The organism is Chitinophaga filiformis, assembly GCF_023100805.1.
Taxonomy (GTDB): domain Bacteria; phylum Bacteroidota; class Bacteroidia; order Chitinophagales; family Chitinophagaceae; genus Chitinophaga; species Chitinophaga filiformis_B.
This window is the reverse complement of record NZ_CP095855.1, coordinates 4195500-4215123: the sequence shown is the minus strand read 5'-3', so window position 1 is coordinate 4215123 and position 19624 is coordinate 4195500. Positions and strand designations below refer to the sequence as shown.

Below are 19624 nucleotides of genomic sequence, written 5' to 3'. Positions count from 1 at the left end.
ATGGAGGGTTAAATACACGCTTTAAAGCGGGACAGCTGCAAATGCGGGAAATGCATACTGAAGTATTTGGATAATGTCCGGCTGAAAGTTGTGGCGTCCGAAAAATAGAAATGGTTACCTTCCAGCCATTCCTGGTAGCAGGCGGCCCTGGTATGTTCTTTCCAGGAAAGGGCGGGCTCCGGGCCAACATGTTCATCGTCCGTACCGTTCATCACAACGAAGGGGATATCGAACGCTTCGTGAGGCTGATAACGATAAGTGTCGTTCAGACGAAGATCGTTCCTGATGATCGGCAGATAGAAAGAAAGAAAATCCGGATGCTGCAGGAAAGCGTCCGGGATGCCTCCCATGCGGGACAGGCAGTCCAGCAACTCCTTATCGGACAATAGTGACCTGTTGTTCTTTTCGGTAGCGGCCGGCCCCTTCCTGCCGGAAAAGAATACCAGTTCGGGCAGCTCAAGACCATGACGCCGCATGCAGTTCATCGTTTCGAAAGCGATGAGAGACCCGAGGCTATGGCCGAGGAATACCAATGGCAGTTCCTCCTTTCGTTTCTGCTGTACTATTTTCATACAGTCCATTGCCATAGCCTCCATGTCTTTTTGAAACGGCTCGTGTATCCTCCTGCCCCTTCCCGTATAACAGATAGTAGACGTCACCGTCTCAGGCAGCAGTTCCTTCTCTATAGAAACATAGGAAATCTCGCTTCCGCCCGCATGGGGGAAAATAAAAAGCTGTACGCCGCTAATACGCATCGCTTTAATGTTGTTTGTAGTATGTAAAAATTATTTGCCCTTATTTACCGGCTGGAATAAGTAAAGTACAATGAGTACCACAACAGGGGTCAGGATGATGGCCAGACAAAAGGAACCCCAGAAGCCGGTGCGCGAACGGGCGCCGACAATTCCGCAGACCACTGAAAGAAGTATCCAGCCGATAAATAAGGGACTAAATAAGATGCTGAACATAATCGGATCAGTTAATATCTGTTTCGGTATCCGGATCAGCGTCTTTTCTGCCTCTTGTAAAAGGCTTTCTGACTGTTTTGGTGATGTTGGTTACAACCTCTTTTCCTTTATCCAGCTCTTCTGAAAAATAGTCTTTTACGTCGTTGGGTTTGAAATCAAGCATAGTACCACCTTCAGCAAAATGCCTGTCAAACACCTTTCCTACAGCGTAGGTGGTAGCACCGGCAAATGCAGGGAATGTAACTGCGCCAATGGCAGATCCTACAACGGGAATAGCCTTGATCGCGCTTCCGAGGAAACCTGTTACCAATGCTTTGCTGCCTACACCACCAGCCAGTGATGCGAGCAGGGATTTACCCAGATCTTCGGCAAACTGTACACCATGTGCCTTGGCCAGCTTGCTGATCATGGAGAGCTGCACACCGGTAACAGCGGCTACATCCACCATTGGGATAGGAACTGCGCCCACACCCATAGAAATAAGTACATGTTTTTTGATAATTGCCCGCGCATCTGCTTTCTCAGCGGTGGCAACTTCAACTTGTTGATTTTCTGCCATGTTAATTTTATTTACTAATGAAAAATAGATTATCGTTGTAACCCCCTTCTGTCTGGCGGGTTCTGGTTCGGTTTCGCGGCTGTACTGCCGGGTACCGTTGTAAACTGGTCGCCCATGATGATCGGAAGCCCGCTTGCATTGTTACCCATGATGATCATCTTCGAGTTTGGCGACATGGCCAGTTTCTGCGTCACGTCCAGCGCTCTCCACTGTGCAGGCGACACATTCAGGATCGTACTGAAATCTCTTATACCCTGGGCTTCTATGATCTTACGCTGACGCTCCTTCCTTTCCACCGCCAGCTTGTAATTATACTCCTCGCTCTGTTGCTGCCTGCTGTACACAGCCGTGATAGCCTTATTCACTGAGTCCGGCAGCACAACGCTTGAAATGAAATATCCTTCTATCTGAATTTTATTGTTGACCAGGATCTTCCGAAGACTGTCTATTTCATTTTTCTCCATCACACTCCTTTCCGTCATATAGATATCTTCCGGCGTCAGTGAACCTATATCCTTCCTGATCTTGGATTGTATACAAGGCGCAATCAGCGTGTTCTTATAATCCACCCCTACCTGCTGATGCAACAGGGGAAGGAAATTACGGTCCGGCTTGAATAAAACAGCGTAGTGTACATCGATCTTAAGGCCATTCTTGCTTATGATTGACTGACTGAACGTGAGCTTTTGTGTCCTGACATCGTAAATGGTCATTGTATTGAACGGACTAATGACATGCAGCCCCTCTCCATATGTGTGCTTAATATCGGTACCGTTCGTCACCGTGTATAAAACACCGGCCTCACCTGACTTGATCACTATGAAGATCCGTTTATGAAAAAACACAATAAAAAAAAGGAGCACCAGTACTACGATAGCCGCTCTTCTTAAAATTTCATTCCGTTCTGCGGGGGTAAAAAATCTTTTCATAACCTGCCCTCTGCAAGACTATTTAAACTGGTTAGCCAATGAAATACATGTAAATGACTGACGGAAAGTGAAGGGAACAAATAGATGTTTTCATTTCTAGTCATTAATGGGTTTTATCATATTATCAATACGCTTTATGATTCTGTTTCCCGACACATGCACACACACATGTATAGTGAAATGGCCACCACAGCACATACCGCGATGCTCCGGATGTTATCTTTTAATGTTCCCAAAACAATGAACGCAGCCAAGCGGCTACTCTTTAAGGAAATAAGGATCTATCATACTCAACAGGTAAATTGTGGCTTGCAGATGAGTGGTGATATTTCATTGCTTTGTTTTATCTAAATTTTACTGATATTCGTTTAAATAAAATTCGTGCTATTATTGCTATTATTTACCACATAAAAGTGTAGTCTATGAATATCTTATTACGGCAATACTTACTTTTATAGGTATTCGGGTTAAAGACACCACATTTCGTTTAAAAGTTGTTAATTTCATGCTCATTCATTTTGAGAAAGGTCAGACTAGCTAACCTCGCTCCCTATTTTTCCAGGAATCAATTGTGTGAATGTTTCTGTTGTTTCTAATCTCTTCGCCCAATTAAATACAGTTTTATTTAACTCCCAACGAACCAAAATCCAAAAAACCAATGTTATCAATTCACCTGAACCGCAAGTACCAGATCGGTATCATTGAAGAAGATGTTCAATTCAGTGACGACCTTATTTTCCACATCTCTCAAAACAGCCATTTTTCCACTTGCTTCAACACCAACAGCTCCTCGAATGCATTCAGGATCCTGTACAATCATCCTACCCTCAGCCCCGATCTTCTCCTGCTCAGCACACAGGCTGCAGATGCGGAAGGACTGGATGAAATAAAAGAGTTTAAGGAACTCAAACCTGAAATGCTGGTAGTATTACTTACCAAAGAAGAGAATAAACATATCATCCAGCAGGCATTTGACCAGGGAGCTGATGGCTATCTCATGAAGACCGATAACTTCAACAGTATGGAACATAAAATGATCTATATGCTTGAGTACGGACAGCCTGCCATGAGCCAGCAGATATTCAGGTATATGCTTTTCCGTAACAGGAGCGACAAACCAGCGTCGCGCGAGAAACTGACCAGGAAGGAACAGGAGATCATAGATATGGTGCTGGAAGGTATGTCTTATAAAGAGATCGCTGCGGGGTTACATCTGAGTTTAAATACAATTCAATATCATATGAAGAATATTTTTCTTAAGCTGGATATTAAGACGAAGACGGAGTTGTTTAAGATTTATTATCATTGATGCGGACGCAGGGGGTGCAACGAGCTGCATCCCCTGCATCTGCATTCCCGAAATTAATTGCATGGTCGGGGTGTTGTCACAAAAAGTACCTGGTTATCAGCCGACATCTATCGAGAACGGATATATACAAAGAAATAGTAAATTTACCTGTTTATATAGACGAGAAAGAATATCTCGTTCATCTGGTTTCAAAACTTAGTTAAAGATCACACGATGAGACTGCTGATCGTATCCCTACTTTTCGCATTAAATGCTTTAGCGCAAGATAAAGCGTTATTCTACACGAATCATGGTGAGGCGATAAAGCTGGAAGTCGGGACTTTTTACTCCAACAAGATCCATGATATCAAATTATCACCAGATGCAACATTTGAATTCTGGAGCAGACCAGGTACAAGTTGCTTTTTATGGCGTGAATTCAAGGGCACCTGGAAAAAAGATAAGGATACGTTCTATTTCTCGGACGAGTACGAGATTTCCCAGGATGATGTAACAGCCACCTATGCCCAAAATAAGCGGCGGTCCTTCCGTCTGGATTTCCGCACAGATGAAGGCCACCGCCTGCACAACAAACAGATACGGATCACTTATATATACGACTACGATGCTAAATTAAAGGATGTCCCGGGAGATTTTACATTCAGTGCAGGAAATACATTGGAAATCCCATTCAGGAATATCCCAAACTATGATAAACTCGCCTCTATCCAAATAGACTACCAATTGAATGACTCCACAAAACGACGTGAATATCTGACAACAAACAACGCCGTCAACATCAGGAAACGTGACATTCCAAACAACATCAATGTTGTGTTCATTGAAAGGCCTAAAACTGAAATGGTCTATCGGATAACCAAAGGTGTGATACGGGACGGTAAACTTTTTATTGTCTCCACTAAAAAGACAGTTGGAAAATTGAAGGATTACGGGGAGGATTTACAATTTGAGGATGGGTATGTGTTGGAGAGATGAATAGATTTAACCTAGCCCTTGTTGTCGACCTAATTCTGAATTGGAACAATGGCGATTGGAGGGAAAGGCTATGGCTCAATATAGCCTCCATCTCTCAGGTATCTCATAACTTTACCATATAGCTCATTCCATGTAGGGGCAAAGTTGCCACCACTAGCGGTACTATCTTTATGCCGATAACATACGCATTTTTCTCCCATCTTATCACTCACGATCTCTAACTCCCCATATCCATGCGCCGTGTGATTGATTATATCTGGCACCTTAAGCAGAAATTCAGCCTTTGTCATTTTCTAGTTAATTATCCTTCAATTAAGGTTCAACAATCCCGGGTGCCGTTGTTAAATCATTTGTGTTCTATAGATACCCGGGGAGAAAGATACTTCCGAAGAATGTAGCCATTCCTGTAACTCTCCTTGAAGTAAAAAATTTGACACCAGCCATTATGTGTCAATCCAACAGCTACAGGAGTGAGATTATCGATCCTGTCAATAATAATAAAGTCCGTACCTGGCCCCGACCGTACATTGATCCATCTTGTATTGACAAAGTATTGCAGTACGTTACTACCATGCTTGCCCGCGCTGGATCTCGTTGCGGGCACATTGGGATAAGAACGGACCGTTTCCCTGCTTTCACCACCGCCGCAAACACCGCAACGGCCCCCACTGTTACAATGCTTACAATAGCGGCAGGAAGTACATGCGGTACAATTTGTTGCACCTACGCATCGGCCAGCGAAGGAATTCTCTCGGGTTGAATCAGCATCCCTGAGCAGAAACAAGGCAAAAAAAAACAATATCCGGATAGTCATAAATTGCTTTGATTAACATAAAAAAAAGCTACAGTTATTCCGTTCTCCTGGGGACCTAGAGTTTCGTCCTAACATCAGATAACATAGATATCAGTTTGCTTAAGTCGTCAGATCTACACCAGGGAAGGAGCTGTCATCACGACATTGGTCGTTTTAAAAACAGACACCATTCCTTCTTGTTTCTGTAACAACCGGCCAGAAATCCGTCGCTGCTTTTGTAGACAGTTTGCGTGTTGGTCCCGGGCGCTGCATTCAATACAGCATCCGCACCTGACAAAATTTGAATAAGCTGACGCTGGTATTTATTTCTTTATAAGTCTGCCTGATTTGTTGGTGAACACGTCCAATCTGCCTGGCTTTTACTCTGTTTTTGTCCCGGTTTAACCATATGCGGCGCTATTGCAGAAATAGCAACTGATAATAAGGAGTAAAATTTTCTTCATGAGGTTCTCTTAGTTTTATTAATATTCCATGCGAAGGGGATATCTCAGTGCTAAAATAAGTTTAAATACCGGCTTATAGATTCGAACGATGAAAAAAGGGGAAAAATCCCTATACATTCAAGCTAAATTGTTCGAGTCAGAACAGTTGTTCTCAAAATACAAACCAGTTGGTATTGAGTAACGCCCATAATTACAGCATATTTGCTTATCGATTGTTTGTTTGACGAGATGTATAGTGGATTTGATAAATAACAACGAAATAAAACACACCCCATATGAAAAAGCTCCCCTTGATGATGAGCATATTATGCTTCATCTACGGAAACGCTATTGCGCAAACAAGTGAAGAAAAAGACGTCAGAGATCAATTTAATAGCGGTGGCGTTGGCCATGCTGCTCCAACAGCACTAACAGAATCCGGAAAGAATGCTAAAGCAAGACTTACAAACGATGCATTAATGGAACTCTCAAAGCAATATATTCCATCAATCATTGCCAATACAGGGATGGCTACCGCAAACTTCGACAATATTGGATTTACTTTTGGTGACGATAAATTCAATTTCACAAAAGGAATCGGAAACAATTTTGGTCTAAAAATCAATGCGGATGCGCCGAACGGCTCCTTCACCATATTCAAACCCGGACAGGCTGCCTATGTTTACTCCGGTGAACTAAAATATACTTTCGGACAGTTGGGATCAAAATGGTTTCTATTAAATAACGACGGAACTGTCTCTGATAAAGTCTCTTCAACCCGGCAAAGCTGGTTCAATGTTACGGGCAGCTTATCACAGTCTTCCTTACCTCTTTTCTCATCAGACTCCACATATGAGAAGAAGCATGAAACAGCTTTTGAGCTCTTATTGAGTTGGAATGGGGTTTTTAATTCATTATACGTACCCAAATACATCAGGGAAAGAATGCTTTGGTCTATAGGTGCAGGAATAGGAAAACTAAATAATTATCAAACTTTGGATGAAATTACCCTGGAACCGGGAACCTACTATTCCCACACCGGTGCATTTGCCCACATAGACGATAAGGTAGAGGGGCGGAAAGGCAATTTCAAAAGCTTTGTCGGACCAGTATTTCGTGGAGCGGTCTTTGTCCCCTTGTTAAGCCCTTTCAGTTTGACAAATGTATCGTTAGGAATAACCGCAAATTCAGCCGGTGCCTTTTCCAGCAAACATATGTTGCATGGAACGGCAGGCATCTATTTTTCAAAACGTCATTGGGATACTAATGTAGATGAAAACCCCGTCCTTATATGCAACGACAATAACATTAAAAACTGCCATATTGTAAGCCGGAAAAAGCTAGTTGAAGACTTTTCTGTCGGGCTGATCTGCAGCTGGAAGAACATCCAAAATATGGGTGATGAAAATTACGCTGTCAACAATTTTAGAATACTACTTTCCGCACAGATACCTTTAAAATTCTAATTTTAGCAACGATATTGGCAAAACTGGAACCAGTCAGTTGATTTGCCGCCGCCCGACGATGAAGAAGCTTTTCAAATATTAAATGAGATCTCCTCAGCAACAATTAATGAATCGACATAAAAAAACCGCAAACGCATGGCGCTTGCGGTTTTCATTTGTTTAAAGCAGCTCGTCCTTTTATTGTCGTTACCAATATGCTGTTCAATGACAATAAATAAAATTAACCGGCACAGCGCTCCACCTACAAAATGCTTTTAGTTAGCAGAAGAACCAAAGCCCCATCTCACAGATATATTATGCTTTTCTGCATAAGACTTACCAAGCATCGTGAGTTTGCCAAATAATTCTTCAAACCTGGTATTGTACTTATCATGAATAGCCTTTCCTTTTGCCTGTATCTGCTCCTGAGGAGCACCCTCATCATACATCTTCGCAAGTTCACTGTATTCATTTTTATAGATAGCCAGTACATATTCATGTAAAGACGTCGAGGTTTGAATCATTTCTTTTGTCTCCGCCGTCTCTGTCAGTCCCCTCAGTTTTTTCAGATTGTCTTCTATGACAGATATTTTCAGATCAATAGTCTCCTTTCTGGTCATAGGCACGACATCGCTCTTGCTGCCTTCTTTGAGCTTTACAGACGGAGATTCCAGCTCGTTCATCAGGCCGTCACCCGAAATGCCGGTGATCGAATTACAGTTTAATACGGTTACGTCAAAATACCTTTCAGGGCTTGTCAGATTACAGGATGTAAGTATCTGGCAGGTAAAAAGCGCCAGCATGAAAACTTTCTTAACAGACATAGATATACTTTTTTCTTGACGTTAAAGATAACGTATATCCGAGAATTCCAATAGTCGCTGTTAAGTAGCAACGGTTTCAGATGGGAATCGCTGGCCTTAGTTGTTCGAAGCATGTTCGCACGATTGACAGGGGTTTCATAGATATTCAACAGCCCGCACGATTCCTAAGGCCTGATAGCACGCAGCTTCGAAGAACTACAGCCAGCGATCCCATACTGAAACCGGGCTACTTAGCGCTAATAGCAAATAATGCACAGAAAAACGCCGAAACCAGCGCCTTGATTCGCTAAAGGTTCGCCGACCTAGCCTTATCCTCCACCGAACCTCCGCTATACCTCAGGTCCCCCCGAAGCGGAAATTATACCTGAATTTCGCAAAGTGTAACTACACCTCTTCCGCCATCCTGAAACCCACATTCCTGCAGTTCGTCCCCTCATTTTTGCGTCTCATGCACATGATTTTGCGCCTTGTGCACATTCCTTAAACCCCGGTTGAAATCTTTCCTAACATTGCATTGCAACCAAAGTTCTTTGACATATTGGTTTTTACATCCCGAAATAAGCGGATCATTTCACCCTCAGCAATTTGGCGTTGATAGCAACGACAATCGTGCTCAGGCTCATCAGCACAGCACCCATTGCAGGGCTAAGCATAAACGCCGGATAGAGTATCCCCGCCGCCAGCGGAATGGCAATAACGTTGTAACCAACAGCCCATAGCAGGTTCTGGACCATTTTCCGGTAGGTAGCCCGGCCGAAGGCGATCATCTGCACCACGTCCTTAGGATCGGAGTTGACCAGGATAATGTCTGCTGTTTCAGCCGCTACATCGGTACCTGAACCGATGGCGATACCCACGTCGGCCTGGGCAAGTGCGGGAGCATCGTTGACGCCATCCCCCGTCATGGCCACGATCTCCCCTTTGTCCTGGAACTCTTTCACCTTGCTTTGCTTTTCATGCGGCAGCACATTAGCGAGATAGCCGTCCATTTTCAGTTTTCCGGCTACGGCGGCGGCTACCTGTTCATTGTCGCCCGTTAGCAGGAAGGAGCGGATATTCATGGTTTTCAGGTCGGCAATGGCTTCTGCCGCGGTTTCACGGATGCTATCGGCCAGGGTAATGATACCTGCAGGGGTATCGTCAATCAATAAAAAGTTCACCGTATCAGTCGATTGATCAATTTCAGCAGGAATGGCGGGAATTTGCCTGTTTTCCTGCCGGAAGTAGTTAGGACCAGCCGCGATCACCTTTCGGCCATTTACGGTACCGCTAACGCCCATTCCCTGCATATATGTGAATCCGGTGGATGCCCACAATTCCAGATGACGCTCTTTCAGCTTTTTCATAACGCCATGCGCAATATGGTGCTCAGAATTCTGCTGCACCGCTGCGGCGTACCGGAGAATATCATCTGCAGAAAACTTGTCGCTCAGGGGAATGACCTGCTGCACTTCGTGCGCTCCCCTGGTGAGTGTGCCCGTTTTATCGAAGATAATGGTGGTCAGTTTCCGGGCATTCTCAAAGGCTGTCCGGTTACGGATCAGCAGCCCATGTGTAGCTGATAATGAAGTGGAGATGGCTACGACCAGGGGGATAGCTACGCCCAGCGCATGCGGGCAGGAGGTCACCATGACGGTCACCATCCGTTCCAGCGCAAAGGAGAGTTCATTGCCTTTGGCCAGCCATACAATAAAGGTGATAATACCTACGCTGATGGAGATGATAGTCAGCCACTTCGCTACTTTATTTGCCAGGTTCTGCGTATTGGATTTAGCCCCCTGTGCCGACTGTACCAGGTTGATCACCTTATTCAGGTAGCTGTCGCCACCCGTACCTGTTACCTGCACCTTTAAGGCGCCATCTCCGTTCACCGCGCCGCCGATCACTTTGGCGTCTTCCCCCTTTCTAACGGGCACACTTTCGCCTGTCAGCATACTCTCGTTCACATTAGAGCTACCATCCAGGATCACGCCGTCTGCAGGTATTTTCTCGCCGGGTTTAACGAGAATGATATCGTTTTGCTGCAGGTCTTTCAGCGGAATATCTGTTACCTGCCCATTACGTTCTACATGCACAATAGCGGGTAAGAGTTCCACCAGCGACTCCAGGGCCCTGGAAGCAGCCATCTGCGATTTCATTTCCAGCCAATGCCCCAACAGCATGATATCAATCAGTGTGGCCAGTTCCCAGAAGAAATCCATACCACGGAGACCGAATACCACCGCTACACTGTAAATGTAAGCAGTACTGATAGCCACGGCCACCAGGGTCATCATCCCAGGATTCTTCCATTTCAGTTCCCGTACCATACCTACCAGGAAAGGCCATCCACCGTAGCAATAAATAAAGCTGCTCAAAGCCAGGAGCAGATAGTTATCGCCCGGGAAGGAGATGGCTATCCCCAGCCACATCTGGACCATATGCGACAACAGCAGCACCGGGACCGTTATTGCAATACATAGCCAGAAACGTTTGAGAAAGTCCATAGTATGGTGCCCCGCATGCTCATCATGTCCTCCACTGCTGTCATGTTCCTTATGATGTTCATGCCCCTGGCCTGACATATGCATATGTTCATTACTGTTATGATCGTGTTGATGGGCCGCTTCCTGGTGATGCGGCTCATGCCGGTGTTCGTGATGTTCATGCTTGTGTTCCATACTATGGGTTTTTAAAGTGACAGGAATTCAATGATAGCCGCTACTTATTCGATCGTTTCCTTTACTTCTCCGCAGGTCATCATCTTTTCTCCGAAATAAGGGTTCTTTACTTCTTTATTGGCACTTAACCAGTAAGCGCCTTTATCGTTCATGGCCATCGGGCAAAAATCAACATACAGGGCGCCGCTGTTCAGACCTGACTTCTTCACCAGCGAAATGAAGTTGTTGCTGAGATCTGCGTAAGCCGTTCTTTGCGCTTCAATATCTCCTGCAGCAGTGATCTTAGCGGCTGCTGCACCCAGGGCTTTACCCTCAGCTACTGCAGCAGCGCCTGTTTCAATAGCGTTGCCGGCAATCTTGGCTTCCGCTTCATCGCCATTGATGAGGGCCGTGGTCAGGTGTACATAATGCTGGTATACGGCATTCAGCTTATCATCTTTGAGTTGTATAGCAGCTGCTGCATTACTGTCGGCCATACTGCTGTGGTCGTGCACTTCAAGCGCCGCTGTGTCTGTTGCATTTTCACTCTTTGCTCCCTGATCATTACATGCTGCGAATAAAATAACTGTCAATACAGGTACTGCCGCTCTGACTAACTGTTTCATTAGTGTTGATTTAATTGAATGGATTAATGTTGTTGTTTAATATTGTTTTTTTACAGATCTCCGGACATATTCCGCCGGGTACTGAACACAGGTGCTACAAACCCGCCAGCGGGTTTGCTCCTTTCTTCAGCACAAACTCTGAATACAGGAGATAAGCGCCCGAGACTACTACTTTATCTCCGTCTTCCAGTCCGCCGGTGATCTCTACCACATCAAAGTTCTCCATGCCTGTTTCCACCTTACGGGGCTCAAACTTTCCCCTCGCGGTTTCAATCCAGACATGTGCGCCTTTACCATCCCTGATCACGGCATTTACAGGCAGGCTTAATGCCGCGTCACTGCTTTTTACCGGAAGGACGATATTCGCCTGTAACCCGGGTTGCCAGCGGCTGTCGGGATTAGCTACCGTTCCCCTGATCTGCATCAGCTGACTACCACTCTGTAACACGGGGTTGATGAACGCGATAGTCATGGTTTGAGGCTCGTTTTCCCAACCGGCTACAACTACCTTTACCGATTGCCCCACACGAACAGCCGCTGCTTCTGCGGGATAAACATCTGCCTCTACCCATAACTGATTGTATCCTTCCAGCCGCATTACAGCGCTGCCTTCCGATACATACTGCCCTTCCGACACAGATAGTTCCGCCACCACTCCGCTTACACTGGCAGGATAGGTTACATAAGGATCTGCTTTACCAGCCTGCAGCAACTGATTGATCTGGCGGTCTGACTGATCATATAGCACCAGCTTTTGTCTTGCCGCCTTTTCTATCTGCTGAAAGCGGGCATCGTCCGGGAAATGTTTTGCCTGTGCGGCTGCCAGCAGGTATTCCTGTTGGAGCGATGCCAGTTGTTCGGAGTAGATCCGGTATAAGGGCTGCCCTTTAGTAACTTTCACACCGGTTTCTTTTATGAACAGGCTCTCTATACGTCCCTGCACCCTGCTGGAGATCACGGCTGTTTGTTCAGGATCAGTTGCCAGTCGCCCGTTCAATTGTTTATAGTCAGATAAAGCAGCACTGCCAACGGTCATCATGGTGATATTGGCGAGCTGTATCTGGCTTTCTCCCAGTGTGAGGGATGCCTCTTTATTACTTTTATCGAAAAGCACCAGGTCCATACCACAAATAGGGCAGGTACCGGGTTTGTTCTGTACTATCTGCGGATGCATGGGACAGGTATACGTCTGCTGCTGCACCTGGGCCTTCTTCTGCTGAGCGGCTTCCTTACAGGCCGTCAGGAACAGGGCTGACATGAGTGCAAGGACTGTAACTGTTTTAATGAATCTTTTTCTTTCCATATATCGCTCGCTATTGGATGTTCTTGTTTATTTCTATGAAGCTTTCACTGTCCACCAGGTAAGCTGCGTTGGCTGCCACTTTCCAGTCACCGATATTCGTCGTTACCTGTATCATGTCTTTTGTTTCCGCAGCTATTGTTATTTCAACAGGTACATATACATCCTGTTGCTTTTTAAATACAACAGCCCTGTTGCCCAATCGCCATACTGCTTTCTTCGGCAGCCACCAGCCATCTGTATACATCAGCGGAATATTGGCAGTGAGCAAGGTCCCCACCTGCAAATGATTGTCCTGCAGGTACACCCTGGCCTGTGTGAAGCTCTGCCCATTACGGAACACCGGCTCTACAAGGCCAATATTACCCGTCTGCATAGCCTTCAGGTCGTTACCGGGGTAAAACAGGAGTTTCTGTCCCTTCTTTATCCGGGCGGCCAGCTGCGGCGGAAAAGCAAACTCTGCCACCAGCCCGGAAGACTGATAGATGGTGAACAAAGACTGACCGGCATTTACATACTGGCCCTCCCGAAGCAATACCGGTGAAGTTGCCGGAACAGGAGATGCTACAGCCTGTGTAGCCCCACCGCTCTGCATAGCACCCATACCATCACCAGCCGGGGCAATGGCATTCGTTGTAGCTGCCGGAGCAGCTACCTGTGGCTGAGCAGATCTTTCCAGGATATATCCGTCGCTGTTACTATATACCGGCACACGATATAGTATGTTGCCTGATCGCAATACCTGTGCGATCTGTGCAGGTTGCATGCCCAATAGCTGCAGGCGTTGTTTGGCAGCGGGTAACATCTCCTGACCAGTCCGGGCTACATATAATAGTTCCCTTTGTGCAGCGGCGAGATCAGGCGAATAGATCTCCATGATCAATTGTCCTTTCCTTACCGGCTGATAATTATATTTGATCAATAACCTTTCCACGCGCCCGCTTACCCTACTGGCAATACTGGTCTGATGCCGGGTATCGTAAGTGATAACACCATTCACTTCAGAAGAATAGATCCGCGTACCGCTTTCAGCCACGATGGCAGGAATACTGGCAATTATGTGTTTATTTACCGGCTTCGTCATGCGCGCAATGCTACTGTCGACAACCAGTTCTTTGTTGGCATCTTTCAGCACCAGGTCCATACCACATATGGGGCATTGTCCGGGTTGATCTTTCACTATCTGCGGGTGCATAGGACAAGTGTACAGCTGGTGCTGCCTGTGACCGGCATGCGTTTCTTTACCTGTCTTATTTTTACAGGCTGCCATACCTGACAGGATAAAAGATATGCCCAATATGATACTAACGATATAGCTGTTTCTCATAATCCACTATCATTTCGTAGAGTTTTAATTTTTCGTCGAGTACGCCGGACTGCATCATGGTGAGCGCTTCCCAGGAATCGATCACATTGCTCAGCGCCAGTTTGTTTTCCTGGTAGTTCAGGAAATTGGCATCCAGTGTTTGCTGCAAAGCAGGTATCACCTTCTGTTCCATGGTGGCAATACGTTGCTGCATCGTCTGTATCTCGTACTGCATACCGTACAACATGCCCTGCGTTTCCTGCAGCATTGCAGACCTTTCCTTTTCCATTGCCTGGACATTGTATTGCATAGCCTTTATACCGGATCTATACATCTTTGAAGTCCAGGGAGCAATAGGAATGCTCACCATGCCCATCGCACTGTAAGCTTTCGGCATCATATCTCCGAGGGGGGACATATGATCAAAACGTATCCTGAAGTCAGGCTTCTTCTCCCGTTTCATGCTTTCAATATTCAGTTGCATGGAATGAATGCTGGCGTCCATCCTGACGATGTCTTTTCGCACGGCAGAAAGACTACTGGTGTCGTAGGAGGCGGCCGGTGCAAAGCGGGGTTCATAGGTCGTATCTATTTCAAAAGCCGCGTTGCCTGGTGCATTCATGAGACTATTGAGCCAGGATCTTGCTTTGGCAATAGTACCTTCCTGCATACGGATCATGTTCCGGTTGTCTTCAATTTTGGCAGTTGCGCGATATACACCGCTTAGCTGGGACTGATTGTAAGGATACCTGACCTCTTCAATCTTCTTCATCATCAGCATGATCTTCTCAGTTTCCTGCAGCACTGCAATACGCTGCCGTGCTATCAGCCAGCTGTAATAAAGCAGCTTGGCGCGGGCTTTAAAGTCGTTCAGGGTGATATCTCTTGTTGCCAGTTCAATATTGCCCTGCGAAGCGATGTAGCGCTTCTTTGCGTTCAGTTTCGCCGGATTGGGAATATCCTGCTCCAATTGCAGCATAATATTTCCTTTGTCTCTTTCATCCATCACCTGCTGACCGGGATACGGCGTCATGAACGTACCCAATCCTACCATTGGCGCCATCCAGGCGGTGGCAGCGTCTGCGCTGTATTTATAGCTTTCGGCCTTTAGTCCGTAAGATTGCAGCAATACATTGTTCCTGTCAACCCTTTGTATGATACTATCCAGCGTTAATACCGGCGCCACCTGTGCAGATATACCGACAGGGAAGCATAGCAGCATCCATACAATATATTTAGTGATGTACTTCATGGATCTCTAATTTTCCGTACTTGCGTAATTCATATTCTTTCGACATTAAGAAGATCAGCGGTGTTACCAGCAGTATATGTGTGGAAGAGGTCAACACCCCGCCGATCATCGGCAGCACGATCGGTTTCATCACATCTGTGCCTACGCCTGTAGCCCACAATACAGGTACCAGGCCAAACAGCGATACACATACTGTCATCAGCTTAGGGCGCAGGCGCTTGGCAGCGCCGTATATCACATGTTGCCGGAGATCTTCCTTCGTGATGGTCTGCGAAGAATTACCTTTCGCCTTCACCAGTTGCTGCATGGCATCATTGAGGTAGATCACCATCACGATACCGGTTTCCACTGCTATACCAAACAGGGCGATAAAACCCACCGCTACCGCCACAGAAAGGTTCACGCCCCAGAAATAGATCATATAGGCGCCGCCGATCAACGCAAAGGGCACGGTGATCAGGCTCAGGAAAGCTTCCCTGAGTGACTTGAAAGCGAAATAGAGGGAGAAGAATATGATCAGCAGCACAATCGGTGCGATCCACATCAGCGTCTGTTGCCCGCGGATGAGGTTCTCGTATTGTCCGCTCCATTCCAGGTAATAACCGGCAGGCAATATCCCTTTGGCCTGGCTCATTTTATGAATGGCTTCCTTTACTGTACTACCCAGGTCACGGCCACGTACATTGAACAATACGGCACCGCGCAGCATGGCATTTTCAGAAGTGATCATCGGAGGACCATCGGTGAACTTTATATCTGCTACAGACGATAAAGGCACTTCTCCCATAGCGGGAGACATCAGGGGAATACGTTTTATGCGTTCCACACTGTTACGGTAATCCTGTGCCAGGCGTACACTGATCGAAAACCGCTGCCGGCCTTCTATTGTGTTGCCCACAGGAGCACCTCCCAGGGCTGTTTCTACTGTCTGATTTACATCGTCCACACTAAGGCCATAACGGGCCAGATCGGCTCTTCTCACATCAATACTGAGGTATTTTCCACCGGTAACAGGTTCTACATACAGGTCCATAATACCCGGTGTTCCTTCCAGCGCCCTCTTCACACGTTCTGATACCTGTGCAATAGAATCCAGCTGCTGTCCGTATATCTTCACACCTACGTCCGTCCTGATACCGGTTGCCAGCATATTGATACGGTTAATGATGGGTTGAGTCCATCCGTTCACAACACCGGGTATCTGCAGTTTAGCGTCCAGTTCATTGATGATGTCTTTCTTCGTCTTCCCTTTTCGCCATTGCGATTTCGGCTTCAGCATGATGATGGTTTCTATCATACTGATGGGAGAATTGTCGGTAGCCGTACTGGCACGGCCTGCCTTGCCCAATACCTTGTCAACTTCCGGTACGGATCTGATGATCCGATCCTGCACCTGCAGGATGCGTTTCGCTTCGGCATTAGAAATATCAGGCAGTGTAACCGGCATAAAGAGAATGCTTTGCTCGTCCAGCGGAGGCATAAATTCGCTGCCCAGGCTTTTCAATAAGGGGATGGTGATCACGAGCGCGATCACATTGACAGCGATCGTCGTTTTACGCCATTTCAATACCCCATTGATGATGGGCTCATATACGCGCTCCAATACCCTGTTCACCGGGTTATCATGGTCCGGCCGGAATTTCCCCTTCATGAAAAAAGAGATGAGTACCGGCGCCAGTGTGATCACCAGCAGTGCATCCACGATCATGATAAATGTCTTTGTATATGCCAGCGGATGGAAGAGTTTACCTTCCTGTCCTCTCAGCATAAAGACAGGTAAGAAGGAAGTGATAATGATGATAGTGGCAAAGAACACCCCGCGCGACACCTGTTTGCTCGACTGTTCGATCACCTTTAAGCGTTCTTCCTCCGTGATCCATTCCGGTGGTCTTTTCAATTTATTTTTGAGCCAGTTCATGTTATTTACTTTTTTGTTGTTCCTGCCACCCTGCGTATCTCTCAGCCAGGTGTTTGTAAGCGTTCTCACTCATAATGATCCCATTGTCCACTATCACCCCGATAGCCAGGGCTATGCCTGTCAGTGACATGATATTGGAAGAAATACCGAAGGCATTCAGCAGGATGAAACTGGCTGCCAGTGTAATGGGAATCTGTATGATGATGCTTAGTGCGCTGCGCCAGTGGAAAAGGAAGATGATCACCACTACCGATACTACGATCATTTCTTCGATGAGTGTTCGTTTGATAGAATCTACTGATTCCTTTATCAGGGCGCCCCTGTCGTATACGATGTCGAACTTTACACCCTGGGGAAAGCCTTTGGCTACTTCCTTCATTTTCTCTTTTACCTTATCGATAACAGCGTCGGCATTCTCCCCGTAGCGCATTACGACAATACCACCAACACGTTCACCCTGGCCATCCTGATCGAATATGCCCAGGCGTGTTTCGCCTGTCATCTGTACTGCCGCTACGTCTGCTACCCTGATGGGAATGCTGTTCTGGGTTTTGACAGGAATATTCTCTATTTCAGCTACCGATTTTAAATAGCCGGATGTTTTGATGATGTAGCCAATATCACTTAGTTCAAACTTACGACCGCCCGATTCATTGTTGTTCGTGCGCACGGCGTTGATCACATCTGCTACCGACAAGCGGTAGTATAACAGTTTATTAGGATCTACCGTGATCTGGTATTGTTTCTGGAATCCACCGAAAGAAGCGATCTCACTAACGCCCTCAACGTTCTGCAAAGCGAATTTCACATACCAGTCCTGCAACGCGCGCTGTTCTCCGAGGTCCATATCAGGCGCGTCAAGTGTATACCATAGTATATGCCCGACGCCGGTACCGTCGGGACCCAGCTGTGGCGTTACACCATTGGGCAGGGTGCGGGTAACGGTACTTAGTCTTTCCAGCACTCTTTCCCTCGCCCAGTAGATATCGACATCATCGTTGAATATCACGTAGATAAAGCTCATACCAAACATGGAAGTACCGCGAACGTATTTGATACGCGGCAATCCCTGCAGGTTTGTAACCAGCGGATAAGTAACCTGGTCTTCTATGAGCTGAGGGCCACGACCCATCCATTCCGTAAATACAATCACCTGGTTTTCCGAGAGATCGGGGATGGCATCTATCGGGTTCTTTTTAACAGCAAAGATCCCCCAGGCAAATATGCCCGCTGCCATCAATAACACGATGAAACGGTTGCGTAAAGACCATTCGATTATTCTATGTACCATACAGGTGCTTTTCGAAGCATATGCGCAGGATAAGGGCATACGCTGACAATCAATTAATAAGAACGTTTATCTGACAGATGTTAATGCAAGGCATGATAACAGCCTGGCAATACGCCTGATGATCAGATAATTAATAGTGGAGATGATGGCGTACGAATAAGGAGATAAGAATTGTACGCCCGATGGGGTATCAGATGCGGAATGTGCAGTTCAATATATGTGTATGTACTTTGTTGCTTCGCGGCGGCGCGTTGCTGACCGGGAATTCTTCCAGCAGGGAAACTACATGCGTTTCCGGCTGCTCTGCATAGGTAAGCGGGCTGGCAATAGCAGGCGCCTGGATAACAGAGAAGATGTTTTCAACAGCTTTCTGGTCTTTTTCCAGTTTTACTGTTTTATGCTCGTCCTTACAGCACTTCTTAGCACATGCGGATGTAGGTTCAGCACCGCATTTACTGCACTTCTGCCCTTCTTTATGCCACAGTTTCACTTCTACCAGTTTTCCCATGCAATAATGCATGTGGAAGGTAGCGCCGGTAGACGACCCCATGTAAAGAATGGCCAGTATGAGTGTAAATAGCTTCTTCATCCAAGGGCAAAAATAGCCGTAATCCCCGAGAATTTGTTATATAATTTTCGCCGGGGTTTATATTATTATTAAAAAACGAGATATTATGGTCAGGTCTTAATTAAGAGGCCCCCCATCTAGTGATGTGTCTGGGGATGTATCAGCTTAAATAATGCTATCTGCAGGTCTTCATTTTTCAGCCTGTTCAATTGCTCGGTCTCTATTTCGTAAAAACCTTTCTTTTTCCCCAGTACTCCGACAATGAAAGAATGACCTGAGGAAGCGGGTTCGCCGGTTTCCGGATGCTTTTTAGTAACGGTTACTTCAACGTCTTTGTATTTTGACATATCGCTGTTTTTGGGAGTTATAGTGTGGAATGTGGTACAAGATACTGTAAATACGGGCAAAAACCTATTCTTAGCCCTAATGCCCCAAAACGACGGGGCAACGCCGCTGTTCCTGCTGCCTTTATAAAACAC

The 19624-nt window shown here is 46.2% G+C and carries 18 protein-coding genes; 3 read left to right on the top strand and 15 right to left on the bottom strand.

Features of this window, described 5'->3' with window-relative positions; all coding sequences use genetic code 11:
• Window positions 1–8: 8 nt before the first annotated feature.
• Genes MYF79_RS16860 through MYF79_RS16845 form a run of 4 tightly spaced genes read right to left on the bottom strand, consistent with a single transcriptional unit; the run spans window position 9 to window position 2456 of the window.
• Window positions 9–755, bottom strand: a complete 747-nt coding sequence (locus tag MYF79_RS16860) for a thioesterase II family protein (protein WP_247808822.1) — start codon at window positions 753–755, stop codon at window positions 9–11.
• Between the two features lie 30 nt (window positions 756–785).
• Complete coding sequence (locus tag MYF79_RS16855; protein WP_247808821.1) at window positions 786–968, bottom strand: hypothetical protein; 183 nt, start codon at window positions 966–968, stop codon at window positions 786–788.
• Between the two features lie 7 nt (window positions 969–975).
• Window positions 976–1527, bottom strand: a complete 552-nt coding sequence (locus tag MYF79_RS16850; RefSeq protein WP_247808820.1) for a YcjF family protein — start codon at window positions 1525–1527, stop codon at window positions 976–978.
• Window positions 1528–1556: 29 nt separating this feature from the next.
• Window positions 1557–2456 carry a prohibitin family protein gene (locus tag MYF79_RS16845; RefSeq protein ID WP_247808819.1) on the bottom strand — a complete coding sequence of 300 codons (900 nt, stop codon included), beginning with the start codon at window positions 2454–2456 and terminating at the stop codon, window positions 1557–1559.
• 658 nt (window positions 2457–3114) lie between these two features.
• Here MYF79_RS16845 and MYF79_RS16840 point away from each other — a divergent pair.
• Window positions 3115–3765, top strand: a complete 651-nt coding sequence (locus tag MYF79_RS16840) for a response regulator transcription factor (RefSeq protein ID WP_247808818.1) — start codon at window positions 3115–3117, stop codon at window positions 3763–3765.
• Between the two features lie 213 nt (window positions 3766–3978).
• Window positions 3979–4740: a hypothetical protein gene (locus MYF79_RS16835; protein WP_247808817.1), complete on the top strand. Its 762-nt coding sequence runs from the start codon at window positions 3979–3981 to the stop codon at window positions 4738–4740.
• 346 nt (window positions 4741–5086) lie between these two features.
• Here MYF79_RS16835 and MYF79_RS32510 read toward each other — a convergent pair whose 3' ends face one another.
• Complete coding sequence (locus MYF79_RS32510) at window positions 5087–5554, bottom strand: SH3 domain-containing protein (RefSeq protein WP_410688242.1); 468 nt, start codon at window positions 5552–5554, stop codon at window positions 5087–5089.
• Between the two features lie 718 nt (window positions 5555–6272).
• Between MYF79_RS32510 and MYF79_RS16830 the strand changes: the two genes are divergently transcribed.
• Window positions 6273–7442 (top strand): hypothetical protein, encoded by a 1170-nt coding sequence (locus tag MYF79_RS16830; protein WP_247808816.1) that lies wholly within the window; start codon window positions 6273–6275, stop codon window positions 7440–7442.
• Window positions 7443–7696: 254 nt separating this feature from the next.
• Here MYF79_RS16830 and MYF79_RS16825 read toward each other — a convergent pair whose 3' ends face one another.
• The 10 genes from MYF79_RS16825 to MYF79_RS16785 form a co-directional block, all read right to left on the bottom strand.
• Entirely contained in the window at window positions 7697–8245 is a 549-nt protein-coding gene (locus tag MYF79_RS16825; protein WP_247808815.1) for a hypothetical protein, read from the bottom strand.
• Between the two features lie 566 nt (window positions 8246–8811).
• Window positions 8812–10905, bottom strand: coding sequence for a copper-translocating P-type ATPase (locus tag MYF79_RS16820; RefSeq protein ID WP_247808814.1), 2094 nt, complete (start codon window positions 10903–10905; stop codon window positions 8812–8814).
• Window positions 10906–10949: 44 nt separating this feature from the next.
• Window positions 10950–11510 carry a DUF3347 domain-containing protein gene (locus MYF79_RS16815; protein ID WP_247808813.1) on the bottom strand — a complete coding sequence of 187 codons (561 nt, stop codon included), beginning with the start codon at window positions 11508–11510 and terminating at the stop codon, window positions 10950–10952.
• A 94-nt stretch (window positions 11511–11604) separates the two neighbouring features.
• Entirely contained in the window at window positions 11605–12813 is a 1209-nt protein-coding gene (locus MYF79_RS16810) for an efflux RND transporter periplasmic adaptor subunit (RefSeq protein ID WP_247808812.1), read from the bottom strand.
• Between the two features lie 10 nt (window positions 12814–12823).
• A complete protein-coding gene (locus MYF79_RS16805; protein ID WP_247808811.1) occupies window positions 12824–14137 on the bottom strand; it encodes an efflux RND transporter periplasmic adaptor subunit in 1314 nt (437 codons plus the stop codon).
• Window positions 14115–15368 (bottom strand): TolC family protein, encoded by a 1254-nt coding sequence (locus MYF79_RS16800; RefSeq protein ID WP_247808810.1) that lies wholly within the window; start codon window positions 15366–15368, stop codon window positions 14115–14117. The genes MYF79_RS16805 and MYF79_RS16800 overlap by 23 nt, the downstream gene beginning before the upstream one ends.
• Window positions 15352–17286, bottom strand: a complete 1935-nt coding sequence (locus tag MYF79_RS32435; RefSeq protein WP_262922334.1) for an efflux RND transporter permease subunit — start codon at window positions 17284–17286, stop codon at window positions 15352–15354. Before MYF79_RS32435 ends, MYF79_RS16800 begins: the two co-directional genes overlap by 17 nt.
• A gap of 1 nt (window position 17287) precedes the next feature.
• Window positions 17288–18577, bottom strand: a complete 1290-nt coding sequence (locus MYF79_RS32430; protein ID WP_262922333.1) for an efflux RND transporter permease subunit — start codon at window positions 18575–18577, stop codon at window positions 17288–17290.
• Between the two features lie 190 nt (window positions 18578–18767).
• Window positions 18768–19166: an HYC_CC_PP family protein gene (locus tag MYF79_RS16790; protein WP_247808809.1), complete on the bottom strand. Its 399-nt coding sequence runs from the start codon at window positions 19164–19166 to the stop codon at window positions 18768–18770.
• 116 nt (window positions 19167–19282) lie between these two features.
• Window positions 19283–19492, bottom strand: coding sequence for a hypothetical protein (locus MYF79_RS16785; protein ID WP_247808808.1), 210 nt, complete (start codon window positions 19490–19492; stop codon window positions 19283–19285).
• Window positions 19493–19624 lie beyond the last annotated feature (132 nt).